The organism is Pseudomonas sp. EA_65y_Pfl1_P113 (assembly GCF_963970525.1).
Taxonomy (GTDB): Bacteria; Pseudomonadota; Gammaproteobacteria; order Pseudomonadales; family Pseudomonadaceae; genus Aquipseudomonas; species Aquipseudomonas tritici.
The window spans coordinates 17,318-31,422 of sequence record NZ_CAXAQM010000033.1; the positions used below are offsets into that span (position 1 = coordinate 17,318).

The window sequence follows — 14,105 nt, forward strand, 5'->3', positions numbered from 1 at the left end:
ACATTGATTGCGGTGTGCCCGGGCGCATGTGATCCTTACGGCTTTTACCGCCAAGGACGACTTTTCATGACCTCCACGATCCGCATCGCCGCTGCCCTCCTGATCGGCGCTGACGGCCAGACCCTGCTGGTGCGCAAGCGCGGCACCCAGGCCTTCATGCAACCCGGCGGCAAGATCGACGCTGGCGAGCAACCCGCCGAGGCCTTGGCTCGTGAGTTGCACGAAGAGCTGAACCTGCGTATCGAGCCGAGCGAAGCCGTGTACCTCGGGACGTTCACGGCGCCGGCCGCCAACGAGCCGGGGTTCACCGTGGAAGCCGAGTTGTTCCAGGTGCAGATCGACGTTGTGGTAACCCCCGCCGCCGAAATCGAAGAGGTACGCTGGATTGACCCTGCCGGCGACGGAGGCCTGCAGTTGGCGCCCTTGACGCGCGATTTGATCCTGCCATTTTACCGCTCGTCCCTGAACGCATGATGGTTCGCACGCTGGGGACGCATGACGCCGAGGCCTATCGTGCATTGATGCTTGAGGCCTATGGCGCCTATCCCCAGGCGTTCACCTCCAGCGTGGCGGAGCGTGCCGCGATGCCGTTGAGCGGGTGGGAAAAACGCTTGAGCAGTCCGCTGGACCGGCTGCTCGGTGCTTTCGAAGGGGATGAACTGGCCGGCATTGTCGGCCTGGCGTTTGAAGCGCGAGAGAAAGCGCGGCACAAGGTGACGCTGTTCGGCATGTATGTGAACGCGGCCCACCAGCAAAAAGGGCTGGGCCGTCAGTTGGTCGAGGCGGCATTGGAAGAAGCGCGCAAACAGCCGCGCCTCAAGGTGATCCAGCTGACCGTCACGGCCGGTAATGACGCGGCGTTTGCCTTGTACCAACGCTGCGGTTTTATCCAATACGGCCTGGAGCCATTGGCGGTGCGCGTCGGCATCGAATACTTCGACAAGATCCACATGTGGCGCGAACTGGAAGATCACTGATGTTCAATGTGGGAGCTGGCTTGCCTGCTCCCACACGGGATCGCAGTGTTCTTAAGTCAGCGAACCGCACTCACCCCATCCAACGTTGAAAACGACGTGTCCTTGGCCGTCAGCAAAAAATCGCGCATATACGGCGCGTCCAGCATGTCCGCGCGAATCCCCGCGTACAGCGTCGCAAACAAGCCTTTCTCGCCCAGGCGCTTGGCCTTCACGTAGCCGCGCGAGCTGTATTCATGCAGCGCCCAATGCGGCATGCCGCACACGCCACGTCCGCTGGCGACCAGTTGCATCATCATCACTGTCAGTTCCGAGGTGCGCACTTGAGCGGGTTCCACGTCGGCCGGTTCCAGGAAGCGGGTGAAGATGTCCAGCCGGTCGCGTTCCACCGGGTAGGTGATCAGCGTTTCGGTCAGCAGGTCTTCCGGCACGATGTACGCCTTGTTCGCCAGCGCGTGCTGGTTGGCCACTGCTAGCATGGCTTCGTAGGTGAACAGCGGCACATAAGTGATGCCCGGCAGTTCCAGCGGGTCGGAGGTCACCACCAGGTCGAGGTCGCCGCGCGCCAGGGCCGGTAGCGGCGCGAAGGCGAAACCGGACGCCAGGTCCAGCTCGACTTCCGGCCAGGCATCGCGGAACTGGTCGATGGTCGGCATCAGCCACTGGAAGCAGCTGTGGCATTCAATCGCCATGTGCAAACGCCCCGCAGTGCCGCCGGCCAAGCGCGCGATGTCCCGCTCGGCGCCGCGCAGCAAGGGCAGGGTTGCGTCGGCCAGTTGCAACAGGCGCAAGCCGGCGCTGGTGAAACGCAGCGGCTTGGTCTTGCGCACGAACAATTGCATGCCCAGGCGCTCTTCCAGCTCTTTGAACTGGTGGGAAAGCGCCGATTGCGTCAGGTGCAGGCGTTCTGCGGCTTCGACCAGGCTGTCAGCCTCGCGCAGGGCGTGCAGGGTCTTGAGATGGCGGATTTCGAGCACGGGCTCTCCATGAGGAAAATTTGTAACGAAGGCGGATAGCGTGAGTTTGTCTCATGTTGAAGCGCGTGTCGACCATGACCGCCGGGCACTCTTCATCAAACTGTCATGGAAGTGTGGCAGCGCGCTTGAACAAACTTCATCAGACTCGCGTTCTACTGGGGTTCTGCGTTTCGGTGTTTTTCATGCGCGTGTTGTTTTTACTGGCCGTTTTACTGTTCGGCCTGCCGTCTTTTGCGGCTTCTCGATGTGACGTCAATGTCCCGACCCAAACGGTCGACCTGGCTCAGGTGAGCATCGCTTACCAGAGCATCGGTCGTGCGTCCGACCCTGCCTTGTTGCTGGTGATGGGCCTGGGCGGGCAGTTGATCCACTGGCCGGACGAAGTGGTGGTCGCCCTGTGCCAACAGGGGTTCCGGGTGATCCGCTACGACAACCGTGACGTCGGCCTGTCGACCTGGCGCCAGGCGCCGGCGGGCGCCAACCTGACCTTTGAGGTACTGCGATACAAGCTCGGCTTGCCGGTGGCGGCGCCGTATACGCTGACCGACATGGCCGACGACGCCTTGGGCTTGATGAACGCTTTGCAGGTCCAGCAATTCCATGTGCTGGGTGCGAGCATGGGCGGCATGATCGCCCAGCACCTGGCGGCCATGGCGCCGCAACGGGTCGAGAGCCTCACGTTGATCATGACCAGCTCTGGCGCCGAAGGCCTGCCAGCGCCGAATGCGGCGCTGGTGCAATTGTTATCACGGCGCGGTGCGCCCAATCGAGAAGTGGCGCTGGAGCAGCAGGCGGACCTGTTGGCGGCGCTGGGCAGCCCGAATGTGAAGGATGATCGCCAGGCGTTGCTGCATCAGGCGGCGCTGTCCTACGACAGAGCGTTCAACCCAGAAGGCGTGAAGCGCCAGATCATGGCGATCCTTGCCGAACCGAGCCGGGTGCCATTGCTCAACCAGTTGCGCGTGCCAACCCTGGTCGTGCATGGCACGGCCGACCCGCTGTTACCGGTGATGCACGGCGTGCACTTGGCGGCGCATATCCAGGGCAGCCAGTTGAAGCTGATTCCTGGCTTGGCCCATCGTTTTCAAGAGGCGTTCAAGGCGCCATTGCTGGCGGCGGTGTTGCCGTACCTGCAAGCGCATCGTGAAGATGCCGCGCACTGGGCGCAGATTGACCCGGTCGCGCCTTCGAAGCTGCTGTGACATTGGTGTATCGTGCAACCTTTGCGGCCCATTCAAGCCAGCGAGGTTGCCTGCCATGAGTACTCCCCTGAAAATCGATTTCGTCAGCGACGTGTCCTGCCCCTGGTGCATCATCGGCCTGCGCGGGCTGACCGAAGCCCTCGACCAGCTTGGCGCCGAAGTACAGGCCGAGATCCATTTCCAGCCGTTCGAGCTGAACCCGAACATGCCCGCCGAGGGCCAGAACATCGTCGAGCACATCACCGAAAAATACGGCTCCACCGCCGAAGAATCCCAGGCAAACCGTGCGCGAATCCGCGACATGGGGGCTGCGTTGGGCTTTGCTTTTCGCACTGATGGTCAGAGCCGTATCTACAACACCTTCGACGCCCACCGCCTGCTGCATTGGGCCGGGCTGGAAGGCTTGCAGTACAACCTCAAGGAAGCGCTGTTCAAGGCGTATTTCACTGACGGCCAGGACCCGTCCGATCATGCGACGCTGGCGATCATCGCCGAAAGCGTTGGCCTGGATATCAAACGTGCGGCCGAGATTCTCGCCTCCGATGAATACGCCGCCGACGTCCGCGAACAGGAACAGCTGTGGATCTCCCGTGGCGTGACCTCGGTGCCGACCATTGTGTTCAACGATCAGTACGCCGTCAGCGGTGGCCAGCCAGCCGAGGCATTTGTGGGCGCGATTCGGCAGATCATCAGCGAAGCCAAATCCTAAAGCCAGGCACAGATCAAACTGTGGGAGCGAGCAAGCCCGCTCCCACATGGGTTACTCGCTGTCCTCAAGACAAACGCTGGCCCGTCCCTTGCATTGACCCCCTAAAGCCTTAGGGGAACACTGCCTTGAACATTCTTGACCTCGACCACAGCCTCACCGGCCAGGCGCCGATTGCCCGGCGTTTGGCCAGCGGCCGTGCCACGCGTATCGACCTGCTGGACCTGGGCCCCAAGCTGCGCCTGTGGTCTACCGAAAAAACCTGGAAGCGCTTCGCTGAACGCCTGGCCCTGCGGCCTCGGCCTAAGGATGCGCGGCCGGAAATCCTGTTTGTCGGCTCCGGCGATTATCACCACCTGACGCCGGCGTTTCTCGCCGACTTGAAAGAACCCATCAGCCTGATCCACTTCGACAACCACCCCGACTGGGTACGCTTTGCGCCCAAGCGTCACTGTGGCTCATGGGTCAACCGTGCGCTGAAAATGCCGGCGATCAAACGCATCGTCACCCTCGGCCCGTGCAGCGATGACCTGCATAACCCACAACTGCGTGGCGGCAACCTCGGGGCGCTCAAGCGCGGGCACTTGCAGCTGTTTCCCTGGCAGCATCCGCCGTCGAAAGTCTGGGGCCGGGTGGGGGATGGCGCCGGCCATCAGCAGCGCGAAGACCACCTGCATTGGCGCAACCTGGCTGAGCTGGACTGGGCCGCTTTCCTCGATCAGATGATCAGCAGCCTGCCCACCGAAGCGATCTGGATCACCCTCGACAAGGATGTGCTGGCCAGCGAAGACGCGGCCACCAACTGGGACCAGGGCGGCATGCGCTTGACCCACCTGCTGCAAGCCCTGCGGGCGTTGGCGGCGCGCAAACGCATCATCGGTATCGACGTGTGCGGCGAGTTCGCCACACCGGTGTTCAGCAATGCGTTCAAGCGCTGGGAGGCCAAGTCCGACCAGCCACCGCCCGAGCGCTGGAGCGCAGAGGATCTGCAGCGCAATGCGGCGACCAATGAAGCCCTGATCGACCTGTTTGAGGAGCTGTTTGCGTGACGTTGACTGTGGTGTTGCTGGTGGCGTTTTCCATCGTGCTCGATGTGGTCGGCCAACTGTTTTTCAAGCTCGGCCTGGACCGTTTACCGGAGCTGGACGGCGGTTTCCGCCTGAACGCGTTCTGGGGCCAGGTGTTTAATGCGCCGTTGCTTTGGGCTGGGATCGGCGCCTATGTCGTCGAGTTTTTCGTCTGGCTTGAAGCCCTGTCGCGTGCGCCTTTGAGCCTGTTGTTTCCAGCGGCGGCGCTGGCGTATTGCGGGGTGGTACTGGCGGGCAAGGTAGTGCTGGGCGAAACCGTCAGCCGCCGCCGTTGGATGGGCACGCTGGTGATTACGCTGGGTGTGATGTTGGTGGCCATTGCAGGGAGTCAGGCATGAGTACGCAAACGATGAATACCGGATGGCTGCACGGGCGCTTCGGCACCGTGGTGTTGTGGGCCTTGCTGATCTGTACCGAAAGCGCTGGCCAGTTGTTTACCAAAGTGGCCGGTAATCAATTGGGGCAGATGGATTTCAACTGGCAGTGGCTGGGTGAGGTGGCCCGCAACCCAGGCATTCTGGCGGCCATAGCCTGCTACATCGGCGCGTTCTTCGTGTGGATGCTGATCCTGCGGCGCAGCAGTCTGTCCCTGGCGTTCCCGCTGAGTTCACTGGTGTTTGTGGTGGTGTTGCTCGGTTCGTGGCTGGGGCTGGGGGAACATATCAGCCCGCTGCACTGGGTGGGGGTGGCGGTGATTATTGGCGGGATTGCGCTGTTGGCCGAAGGCGAAGAGAACTGAGGTTTCTCTCACTCTCTCGTAGGAATTAATCGAACTTGTAACTGATCGCCGTCTGCACCTGGCCCTGGTTCACGTCGCCGGTTTGCTTGACGATGCTGCTGTCCGCCGCTGAGCCCACCAAATGCACCCAACTGGCACTGGTCAGCAGCGACCATTTTGCGTCCAGCGGGAACTCGAAACTCTGGGTCAGCGTGACGTTCTGGAAACCACCACTGGCGTTGTACGGGCGAATCCCGGAGGCCGCGGATTCATTGGCATCTACCCCGAAATACGTCTGGGTCTGGCGCGCGTCGGCGAAGTTCGCCGCCAGGCCGGTGCTGCCGATAATCCCGCCGCCCAGTGGGTACCCGAGTTCGCCACCGAGCTTGCCCAGCGCGCCGCTTTGCGAATGCCCGCCGCCCACGGCCTGGCCCAGCCGCGCATAAATGCGCCAGAAGTCGGCGGGCGCGTACTGGATGAAGCCGCCTACCTCAGCCATGTCCGATACATTGCGCAAACCTTGCAGCGAGCCATTGGAGGTGCGTCCTTGCAGGTAATTGATATAGGGGCCGGCAGTGAGACCGTTGGTGTTCAGCGCGCTCCAGGTCAAGCCGTCATCGGTGCTCAGGCTGACACTGCCCCAGTCCAGATCCAGGTACGGCACGGGCCGTGTTTCATAGCGGCTGCCGGTGGGGTCGTGGGGCTGGTAGCTGAAGCCCGCGCCCACTTCGCCGGTGATTGCATCGGCCAGGACCGTGCTGGAGAAGCCACACAGCCCCAGTAAACCGGCGAATACAGCAGAAGTAGCCTTGAGCATGGAGCCGTTTCCTCGTCTGGACAGGCACGCATGAACGCGCGAAGGGCCACCTGTACGCAAGCACTCATCTTGTTTGTAGCAAGCTACAAAAATTGTAGTTTGCACGATACATATTGCTTTGGAACATCAGGTAAAGCCCCGGCCCTGCTGGGCGCCGGCCAGTTGGCACACTCTCTGCTCTACCCCTTGTGCAAGCGCACTGAGCGCGCCCTTACAAGGTAAACGTAGATGATCCACTGGCATATCGTGTGTGACTTCGACGGGACCATTACTCCCACCGATGTCATCGACAACGTCCTCCAACGCTTCGCCGGCCCCGAGTGGGAAACCATCGAACAGGAATGGCTGGATGGGCACATCGGTTCACGCGAATGCCTGAGCCGCCAACTGGCGCTGATCAAGGCGACGCCCTCCGAACTGCTGGCGTATTTCGACAGCGTGGAGATTGACCCGGACTTCCCGGACTTCGTCGATCACGTGATCGGCCTGGGCGCGTCCATCGAAGTGGTCAGCGACGGCATCGAGCAGGGCATCGCGCGGATCCTCTCGCGCAACTACGTGAGCTTGCTGCCGATCCTCGCCAACCGCCTGCGCCAGGTCGACCAGAACAGCTGGCGCATCGACTTCCCGTACGCCAGCGACGCCTGCCGTGCCGCGTCCGGCAACTGCAAGTGCAAATCCACCCCACGCCACAAGCGCGTGCTGGTGATCGGCGACGGCAAGTCCGACATGTGCGTGGCCTCCACCGCCGACTTTGTCTTCGCCAAGGGCAGCCTCGCCGACTACTGCGGGGCCAACAACATCCCTCACGCGCGCTTCGACAGCTTTGCCGAAGTGCCTGCATTGCTGGCGCTGCTGCCACAAGGCATCGCCGCCAACGCCACCACCTTCAACACCTCTTCCGACAATCAGGAACTCTTCCACCATGTCTGATATCCGTATTGCTACCGCCGAAGACCAGATCCTTCTGGATAAAGAAGCCAAATACTGCTCCTACGGCGACACCGTTCACTACATCGAGCCGCCGCGTATTTTCAGCCGTTGCGAAGGCTCCTACGTGTGGGACACCGAAGACCAGGCCTACCTCGACCTGCAAATGTGGTACTCCGCGGTCAACTTCGGTTATGCCAACCCGCGCCTGAACAATGCGCTGAAACAGCAGATCGACACCCTGCCGCAAATCGCCAGCCAGTACCTGCACAAGGGCAAGATCGAGCTGTCGGAAATGATCGCGGTGGACGCCAAGAAGAAGTTCGGCCTCGACGGTCGCGTGCACTTCAACGTGGGCGGTTCGCAGTCCATCGAAGACTCCCTGAAGGTGGTGCGTAACGCGTCCAACGGCAAGAGCCTGATGTTCGCCTTCGAAGGCGGCTACCACGGCCGTACGCTCGGCGCGTCGTCGATTACCTCGAGCTTCCGCTACCGTCGCCGCTACGGCCACTTTGGTGAACGCGCCAACTTCATTCCGTTCCCGTACCACTTCCGCGGCCCTAAAGGCATGACCAAGGAAGAATACGGCAGCCAATGCGTGCAGCAATTCGCGCGCTTGTTCGAGACCGAATACAACGGCGTCTGGGACCCAAAAACCAATCAGTGTGAATACGCAGCGTTCTACGTCGAGCCGATCCAGGGCACCGGCGGCTACGTGATCCCGCCGATGAACTTTTACCGCGAACTCAAGCACGTGCTGGATCAGCACGGCATTTTGATGGTCTCCGACGAAATCCAGATGGGTTTCTATCGCACCGGCAAACTGTGGTCGATCGAGCACTTCGACGTGCAGCCGGACGTGATCGTCTTTGGCAAGGCGCTGACCAACGGCCTCAACCCGCTGGGTGGCATCTGGGCCCGTGAAGAATTGATCAACCCGAAGATCTTCCCACCAGGCTCGACCCACTCCACCTTTGCCTCCAACCCGTTGGGCACGGCGGTAGGTCTGGAAATGTTCAAGATGACCAACGAAGTCGACTACGGCGCAATGGTCATGGCCAAGGGCAAGTTTTTCCTCGAAGGCCTGCAAGACCTGCAGAAACGTTTCCCGATCATCGGCGACGTCGACGGCCTGGGCTTGGCCCTGCGCTGCGAAATCTGCGGCCCGGACGGTTTCACGCCAGACAAGGCGACCCTGGACTACATGGTCGAAGAAGGCATGAAAGGCGACATGGTCGTAGATGGCCAGAAACTCGGCCTGATCCTCGACGTAGGCGGTTACTACAAAAACGTGATCACCCTGGCACCGTCCCTGGAAATCAGCTACCCGGAAATCGAACTGGGCCTGAAGTTGCTTGAACAACTGCTGGTGCGGGCGACCAACCGGTGAGCCAGGCAGAGATCGACCTCGGTGAAGGTTCTGCCGGTTTCGTTCTCGGTGAAGGTCCGGTCGGGGTCCTGTTGATCCACGGCCTGACCGGCACCCCGACGGAGTTGCGCCAGGTCGCCAAGGGCCTCGCCAAGGCGGGCAATTGCACGGTGTATGTGCCCACCCTGGCCGGGCATTGCGGTGACAACAGCGACCTGCAAGCCACTGGCTGGCGCGACTGGTACGAAGGGGTGCGCAAGACCTTCGTCGGTGTGAAACAGCGGCACGAGCAGGTGTTTGTCGGTGGTTTGTCGATGGGCGCGGTGATGTCGATGTACCTGGCGTCGGAGCATCCAGGCCAGGTCGCCGGCTTGCTGATGTACTCCACCACACTCAAGTACGACGGCTGGAGCATCAGCAAAATGGCGTTCATCACGCCGTTGCTGATCCGTATTCCATTCGGCGTGCGCCTGTTCCGCTTTACCGAGAAACCGCCCTACGGCATCAAGAACGAACGCCTGCGGGCCATCGTTGAACGGCAGATGAAAGAGGGCGAAAGCAGCGAAGCGGGTTTGTTGACGATGGAGGGCGTGACCGTGCGTGAATTGCACTGGATGAACGCCGTGGTCAAAAAGCGCATGCCATCGATCAACGTACCCGCGCTGGTGTTGCATTCCATTGAGGACGACATCACCAGCCGCTGGAACGCCGATTACGTGGAGCGCCACTTGGGCGGGCCGGTGACCAAGATTCTGTTGGACAACTGCTACCACATGATCACCGTCGACCTGCAATACCGCCGGGTGATCGAGTTGAGTGCCGAGTTCATCGAACAGCACACGCATTATGTTCTGCCAAATCGGGTCGTTGTGGGAGCTGTCGAGCTTAAGCGAGGCAGCGATGCAGGCGCCTCGGTCTATCAGTGAAACCGAGGTGATGCTATCGCAGCCTCGCTTAAGCTCGACAGCTCCCACATTGGATCGGCGTTCGCCAAAGAAATAAGGGGAATACGTGATTACCACCCAAGCCTTTCCAACCATCCGGGCCATCCAGCGCAGTGCCTGGAACGACTGTTTCCCGGGAGCCCTGGAAGACTGGGACTATTACGTCGCCGTGGAAAACGCCGCTATCGATGATTTTCAGTGGCGTTACCTGGCGGTCTACGAAAATGGCACGCTGGTGGCAGTGGCCGCCGCGTTCATTACTCATTATCGCCTCGACGCCACGGTATCGGGCGCCGGCAAGCGCCTGACCGAGCGTGTAGAACGGCTGTGGCCCGGGCTTTTGCAGTTGGGGTTGTATGCCCTCGGCTCTCCGGTGGCCGAACGTTGCGACGTGGGTTTCGCCAGTGGCGTGGCGGATGCGCGCCGCCCGATGATGCTCAAGCACCTGCTGGAAGCCGCGCGCCGGGATGCCGATGACGTTGGTATCGGCCTGGTGGCGGTCAAGGACGCGCCAAGCACAGACCCCTATTGGCTTGAGACTTGCCGGGCTGCAGGCTTTCAAAGCATGCCGAGCCTGCCCACCGGCGTGTTGCCGCTGCCTTATGGATCGGTAGATGCTTACCTCGGCTCGCTGGGCAAATCCACCCGCAAGGACCTGCGCCGCAAACTGCGCGCGCCGGGGCCGCGGGTGGAGTGGCGGCGCAATATCGACGACGTGCTGCCCGACGTCATGCGCCTGTACGAAGCCACGCTGACACGCGCCGAGTTGCAGTTCGAACGGCTGCCTGCCGGCTACTTCACCGGCGTGCTCGAACGGCTTGATCAGCGCGCGGTTTGTGTTCTTTACTGGGTAGACGAGCGGCTGGTGGCGTTCAACCTGATGCTGGTGGACGAACAACGGCTGGTGGACAAGTTTTTCGGGCATGACGTCGAGTTCACCCGCGACTACAACCTGTACTTCCGTAGTTGGCTGACTAACGTCGACTACTGTATTCAGAATAATATTGCGTTGTATGAGTGTGGGCAGGCCGGGTATGCCAGTAAGCTGCGCCTGGGCTGTGAGTTCCAGGGTAACCGTGTGTTTTTCCGCCACCGCAACCGGCTGGTCAATGGCCTGCTCAAGCTTGTAAAAGTGTTTATTCGACCGGACCGTTCCGACCCCGCCATGGCTGCTGCGATAAGCGAAACCTGATGATCACCAAGACCCGCCAGAAAGCCCGCCCCTTTGCCATTTCGCGCTGGAGCGTCCAGCGCAAGCTGGTGCTGGCGTTCTGGTTGGTCAGTGTGATCCCGACCATGATCGCGGCGGAGTTGGCCGCCACTACGTTGTCGCAGATCTTCGACAGCAACGTGCGCATCTGGCTGCAGGAATCCACCAAGATCGTCAAGGACGAGATCGGCGATATCCTTCATGACAACGCGCGCATGGCCAAATTGTTCCTGCGCTACACCAGCCCGCCTGAGAACAAGCAAGCCGCCAAACACGACCGGCTGACCGCCGACATTGCCGATGCCACTGATATCGACGTGGTAGCGTTGATTCGCACCAGTGACCAAAAAGTCGTGTTCAGTACCGCCGCATCCGACATCGTCAAGCAGATCAGCCTGGCCAAAAATACGGTGTTGCAGACTGTGCAGGTGGAGGGCGTGTCCACCGGCATCGTGGTCTCGACGTTCGATACCTCGCAGGACGGCGTTGATTACGAGCTGCTGGTCGGGACTTACCTGGACAGCAGTTTCCTCACCAGCGTGGCCGATGTGCATTCCCTCGACCTGCGCCTGTACCTGGCCAACCCGGACGGTTTCTCCGAGATTTTCTCGACCCAACGGTTTGAGGATCACCCTTCGCGCATCCCCAAGAGCGTTGAAACCGCGATGCGCGCCACCCGGCAGCCCAGCGAGCAGTTCACCAATAACTACAGCGGTTTGTACTGGCCGATCTTCAATGATGCCGGTGACTTGCAAGGCGTGATTTTCAGCGGCCTGCTGCGCCACACCAGCCTGGTCGGGCTGGTGAACCAGAGTAATCTGTTCGTGCTGATCTTCCTGCTCAGTTCGGCGCTGTCGTTGGCGGCCGGGGTGTTGGTGTCGCGACGCCTGACCAAGCCTTTGCGCGACCTGTCCCAAGGTGTTAACGCGGTGATTTCCGGCGACTACGCGCACCGCGTGGAGGTCAGCGGCGGCGACGAGCTGGCGCAGTTGAGCAGCACCTTCAACCACATGACCGAGCGTCTGGGCGAGTTGCATCACCTTGAAGCCCAGTTGCGTCGGCGTGATCGCCTGCATGCCTTGGGTGAAGTCGCCATGGGCCTGGCTCACGAGATCCGCAACCCGCTGGGAATCATCAAGACGGCGACGCAACTGCTGCACCGTCGCGCTGACCTGGCGGAAACCGACAAGCGTCACCTGGAATACGTGATCAGTGAAGTCAGCCGCATCAATGACCTGATCACCGAGTTTCTCGACTTTGCCAAGCCCAACCCACCGTTGCGCGTGCTGCAGCCAACGCGACCCTTGGTGGAGGAAATCCTCGGCTTCTGCGGCCCGGAATTGGCCACCCATAACATCGATGCACACATCGACGACCAGGCGCCGGGGGCGACGATCTACGCGGATGCCAAGCAGCTCAAGCAGGCGTGCCTCAACCTGATTCTCAACGCCATCGACGCAATGCCCGAAGGCGGACGCCTAACTCTGGGCATTCGCGCCGTGGGCGAAAATACGGTGATCAGCATCGCCGACACCGGCCAGGGTATTCCGGCGGAAATGGTCGAGCGTATCTTCACGCCATTCGTCACCACCAAGGCTTCCGGCACCGGCCTGGGCCTGGCTAAAGTCTATTCGATTATGGAAAGTCACGACGGCAGCATCGAATGTGCCAGCGAGAAAGATGCCGGCGCCACGTTCAGCCTGTACATTCCGGCAATGGGCGAAGACGACGAGGACAGTCATGACGCATAACATTCTGGTAGTCGACGACGAACCCAAGCTCTGCGACCTGCTTGCCTCGGCCCTGGGCCAGAACGAGGTGCAGGTGTTTGTCGCCGGCAACGGCCTGCACGCGCTCAAGGTGCTGGAGCAGGAAGACATCGACCTGGTGATCAGCGATTGGCGCATGCCCGGCATGGACGGGCCGGCGCTGCTGGCCGAGATCAAGGTGCGCTACCCGCACGTGCCGGTGATTGTGATGACCGCCTACAGCACGGTGAAAAACGCCGTGCAGTCGATGCGCAACGGCGCCTACGACTACATCGCCAAGCCGTTCGATATCGACGAGCTCGACATCACCGTGGCCAAGGCCCTGCAATTTCGCGACATCATGCGCGACAACGCACGCCTGCGTGCCGAGCTGGATGAGCACGCGCAGTTCGACAGCCTGGTGGGCGACAGCCCGGCGTTTCGCAAGGTGCTGCAAGCGGTGGACTCGGTGCGTGACAGCAGCGCCACCATCCTGCTGACGGGTGAAAGCGGCACCGGCAAGGAAATGGTCGCCCGCGCCATCCACAAACACGGCTGCCGGGCTGACAAACCGTTCGTGGCGGTCAATTGCGCGGCGATCCCGGAAGGCTTGCTGGAAAGCGAAATGTTCGGCCATCGCAAGGGCGCGTTTACCGGCGCCGTGGCTGATCGGGTAGGGCGCTTCCAGCAGGCCGACAAAGGCACATTGTTCCTGGATGAAGTGGGCGATATGCCCCTGGCGTTACAGGCCAAGATCCTGCGCGCCTTGCAGGAGCGGGTGATCGAGCCGGTGGGCGACCCCCGCGAGCGCAAGGTGGATGTGCGGGTGATCGCCGCTACCAATAAGAACCTGCTGGAGGCGGTGGCTAACAAAGAGTTTCGTGAAGACCTTTATTACCGCCTCAACGTGTTCCCGATTCCTTTGCCGGCCTTGCGCGAGCGTGTGGAGGACATCGCGCCCCTGGCTCGCCACTTCGCCCACACCCTCAGCGCCACGGCCGGCAAGCGCATTACCGGTTTCAGCGCCGAAGCGTTGCAGGCCATGGCGGCGTATCACTGGCCGGGCAATATTCGTGAGCTGCAGAACTGCGTGGAGCGCGCGACCATCGTGGCCGCCTCTCCCGTGATCGAAGATATCGACCTACCGGGTTATTTGTTTGCCTCGAAGCCGAGCGAGGGCGGCTTAGCGGCGATCCTCAGCGAGGGGCCGGGGATTCCCCAGGACCTGGATGCGGCGCTGGCGGAGGTGGAGAAGGCCTACATTCTGGCAGCGTTGCAGGAGAGCAACGGCGTGCAGGCTGCGGCGGCGGCGAAGATCGGGATTTCGGAGAGGAGCTTTTGGTATCGCTTGAAGAAGCTGGGGATTCAAGTCGACAAGATCGTACGCTGATCCCCTGTTAGCTACATTTCGACCGTGTTTTG

General features: G+C 61.2%; 15 protein-coding genes. 13 read left to right on the forward strand and 2 right to left on the reverse strand.

Translation table 11 applies throughout. The features are described 5' to 3' along the window. Positions 1–66: 66 nt before the first annotated feature. Both AACY52_RS22960 and AACY52_RS22965 read left to right on the forward strand, forming a co-directional pair. Positions 67–474, forward strand: a complete 408-nt coding sequence (locus AACY52_RS22960) for an NUDIX domain-containing protein (protein WP_339417811.1) — start codon at positions 67–69, stop codon at positions 472–474. Further along, a complete protein-coding gene (locus tag AACY52_RS22965; protein ID WP_339417813.1) occupies positions 471–977 on the forward strand; it encodes a GNAT family N-acetyltransferase in 507 nt (168 codons plus the stop codon). The genes AACY52_RS22960 and AACY52_RS22965 overlap by 4 nt, the downstream gene beginning before the upstream one ends. A 56-nt stretch (positions 978–1,033) precedes the next feature. Here AACY52_RS22965 and metR read toward each other — a convergent pair whose 3' ends face one another. Further along, the gene (gene metR / locus AACY52_RS22970; protein WP_049709781.1) at positions 1,034–1,951 is read right to left on the reverse strand and encodes a transcriptional regulator MetR; all 918 of its coding nucleotides are present in this window, start codon (positions 1,949–1,951) and stop codon (positions 1,034–1,036) included. 182 nt (positions 1,952–2,133) lie between these two features. On the opposite strand from metR, the gene AACY52_RS22975 reads away from it, so the two are divergent. From AACY52_RS22975 to AACY52_RS22995, 5 genes are all read left to right on the forward strand, one after another. Then, positions 2,134–3,153: an alpha/beta hydrolase gene (locus AACY52_RS22975; protein WP_339493592.1), complete on the forward strand. Its 1,020-nt coding sequence runs from the start codon at positions 2,134–2,136 to the stop codon at positions 3,151–3,153. A 55-nt stretch (positions 3,154–3,208) separates the two neighbouring features. Beyond that, positions 3,209–3,862: a DsbA family oxidoreductase gene (locus tag AACY52_RS22980; RefSeq protein WP_339417816.1), complete on the forward strand. Its 654-nt coding sequence runs from the start codon at positions 3,209–3,211 to the stop codon at positions 3,860–3,862. Positions 3,863–3,987: 125 nt separating this feature from the next. Further along, entirely contained in the window at positions 3,988–4,908 is a 921-nt protein-coding gene (locus AACY52_RS22985; RefSeq protein WP_339427117.1) for an arginase, read from the forward strand. Next, on the forward strand, positions 4,905–5,285 hold the full coding sequence (locus AACY52_RS22990) for a transporter (RefSeq protein WP_339417819.1): 381 nt from the start codon (positions 4,905–4,907) through the stop codon (positions 5,283–5,285). The genes AACY52_RS22985 and AACY52_RS22990 overlap by 4 nt, the downstream gene beginning before the upstream one ends. After that, the gene (locus AACY52_RS22995; protein ID WP_339417821.1) at positions 5,282–5,686 is read left to right on the forward strand and encodes an EamA family transporter; all 405 of its coding nucleotides are present in this window, start codon (positions 5,282–5,284) and stop codon (positions 5,684–5,686) included. Before AACY52_RS22990 ends, AACY52_RS22995 begins: the two co-directional genes overlap by 4 nt. A gap of 25 nt (positions 5,687–5,711) precedes the next feature. On the opposite strand, the gene AACY52_RS23000 is transcribed toward AACY52_RS22995, so the two are convergent. Continuing rightward, positions 5,712–6,482: a MipA/OmpV family protein gene (locus AACY52_RS23000; protein WP_339417823.1), complete on the reverse strand. Its 771-nt coding sequence runs from the start codon at positions 6,480–6,482 to the stop codon at positions 5,712–5,714. 228 nt (positions 6,483–6,710) lie between these two features. On the opposite strand from AACY52_RS23000, the gene AACY52_RS23005 reads away from it, so the two are divergent. The 6 genes from AACY52_RS23005 (at position 6,711) to AACY52_RS23030 (ending at position 14,073) form a co-directional block, all read left to right on the forward strand. Then, positions 6,711–7,415 (forward strand): MtnX-like HAD-IB family phosphatase, encoded by a 705-nt coding sequence (locus tag AACY52_RS23005; RefSeq protein WP_339417825.1) that lies wholly within the window; start codon positions 6,711–6,713, stop codon positions 7,413–7,415. Next, complete coding sequence (locus AACY52_RS23010; protein ID WP_049709772.1) at positions 7,408–8,802, forward strand: aspartate aminotransferase family protein; 1,395 nt, start codon at positions 7,408–7,410, stop codon at positions 8,800–8,802. The genes AACY52_RS23005 and AACY52_RS23010 overlap by 8 nt, the downstream gene beginning before the upstream one ends. Then, complete coding sequence (locus tag AACY52_RS23015; RefSeq protein ID WP_339427115.1) at positions 8,799–9,707, forward strand: alpha/beta fold hydrolase; 909 nt, start codon at positions 8,799–8,801, stop codon at positions 9,705–9,707. Before AACY52_RS23010 ends, AACY52_RS23015 begins: the two co-directional genes overlap by 4 nt. An 85-nt stretch (positions 9,708–9,792) precedes the next feature. After that, positions 9,793–10,917 carry a GNAT family N-acetyltransferase gene (locus tag AACY52_RS23020; protein ID WP_339437933.1) on the forward strand — a complete coding sequence of 375 codons (1,125 nt, stop codon included), beginning with the start codon at positions 9,793–9,795 and terminating at the stop codon, positions 10,915–10,917. Next, complete coding sequence (locus tag AACY52_RS23025) at positions 10,917–12,686, forward strand: ATP-binding protein (RefSeq protein WP_339455556.1); 1,770 nt, start codon at positions 10,917–10,919, stop codon at positions 12,684–12,686. Before AACY52_RS23020 ends, AACY52_RS23025 begins: the two co-directional genes overlap by 1 nt. Next, entirely contained in the window at positions 12,676–14,073 is a 1,398-nt protein-coding gene (locus AACY52_RS23030; RefSeq protein ID WP_339417834.1) for a sigma-54 dependent transcriptional regulator, read from the forward strand. The genes AACY52_RS23025 and AACY52_RS23030 overlap by 11 nt, the downstream gene beginning before the upstream one ends. The last annotated feature ends 32 nt before the right edge of the window (positions 14,074–14,105 follow it).

Coding starts and splice junctions, on each gene's coding strand:
- AACY52_RS23000 (WP_339417823.1), bottom strand. CDS start 6,482: ATGCTCAAGGCTACTTCTGCTGTATTCGCCGGTTTACTGGGGCTGTGT.
- AACY52_RS22965 (WP_339417813.1), top strand. CDS start 471: ATGATGGTTCGCACGCTGGGGACGCATGACGCCGAGGCCTATCGTGCA.
- AACY52_RS22995 (WP_339417821.1), top strand. CDS start 5,282: ATGAGTACGCAAACGATGAATACCGGATGGCTGCACGGGCGCTTCGGC.
- AACY52_RS22980 (WP_339417816.1), top strand. CDS start 3,209: ATGAGTACTCCCCTGAAAATCGATTTCGTCAGCGACGTGTCCTGCCCC.
- AACY52_RS23025 (WP_339455556.1), top strand. CDS start 10,917: ATGATCACCAAGACCCGCCAGAAAGCCCGCCCCTTTGCCATTTCGCGC.
- AACY52_RS22975 (WP_339493592.1), top strand. CDS start 2,134: ATGCGCGTGTTGTTTTTACTGGCCGTTTTACTGTTCGGCCTGCCGTCT.
- AACY52_RS23030 (WP_339417834.1), top strand. CDS start 12,676: ATGACGCATAACATTCTGGTAGTCGACGACGAACCCAAGCTCTGCGAC.
- AACY52_RS23005 (WP_339417825.1), top strand. CDS start 6,711: ATGATCCACTGGCATATCGTGTGTGACTTCGACGGGACCATTACTCCC.
- AACY52_RS22960 (WP_339417811.1), top strand. CDS start 67: ATGACCTCCACGATCCGCATCGCCGCTGCCCTCCTGATCGGCGCTGAC.
- AACY52_RS23010 (WP_049709772.1), top strand. CDS start 7,408: ATGTCTGATATCCGTATTGCTACCGCCGAAGACCAGATCCTTCTGGAT.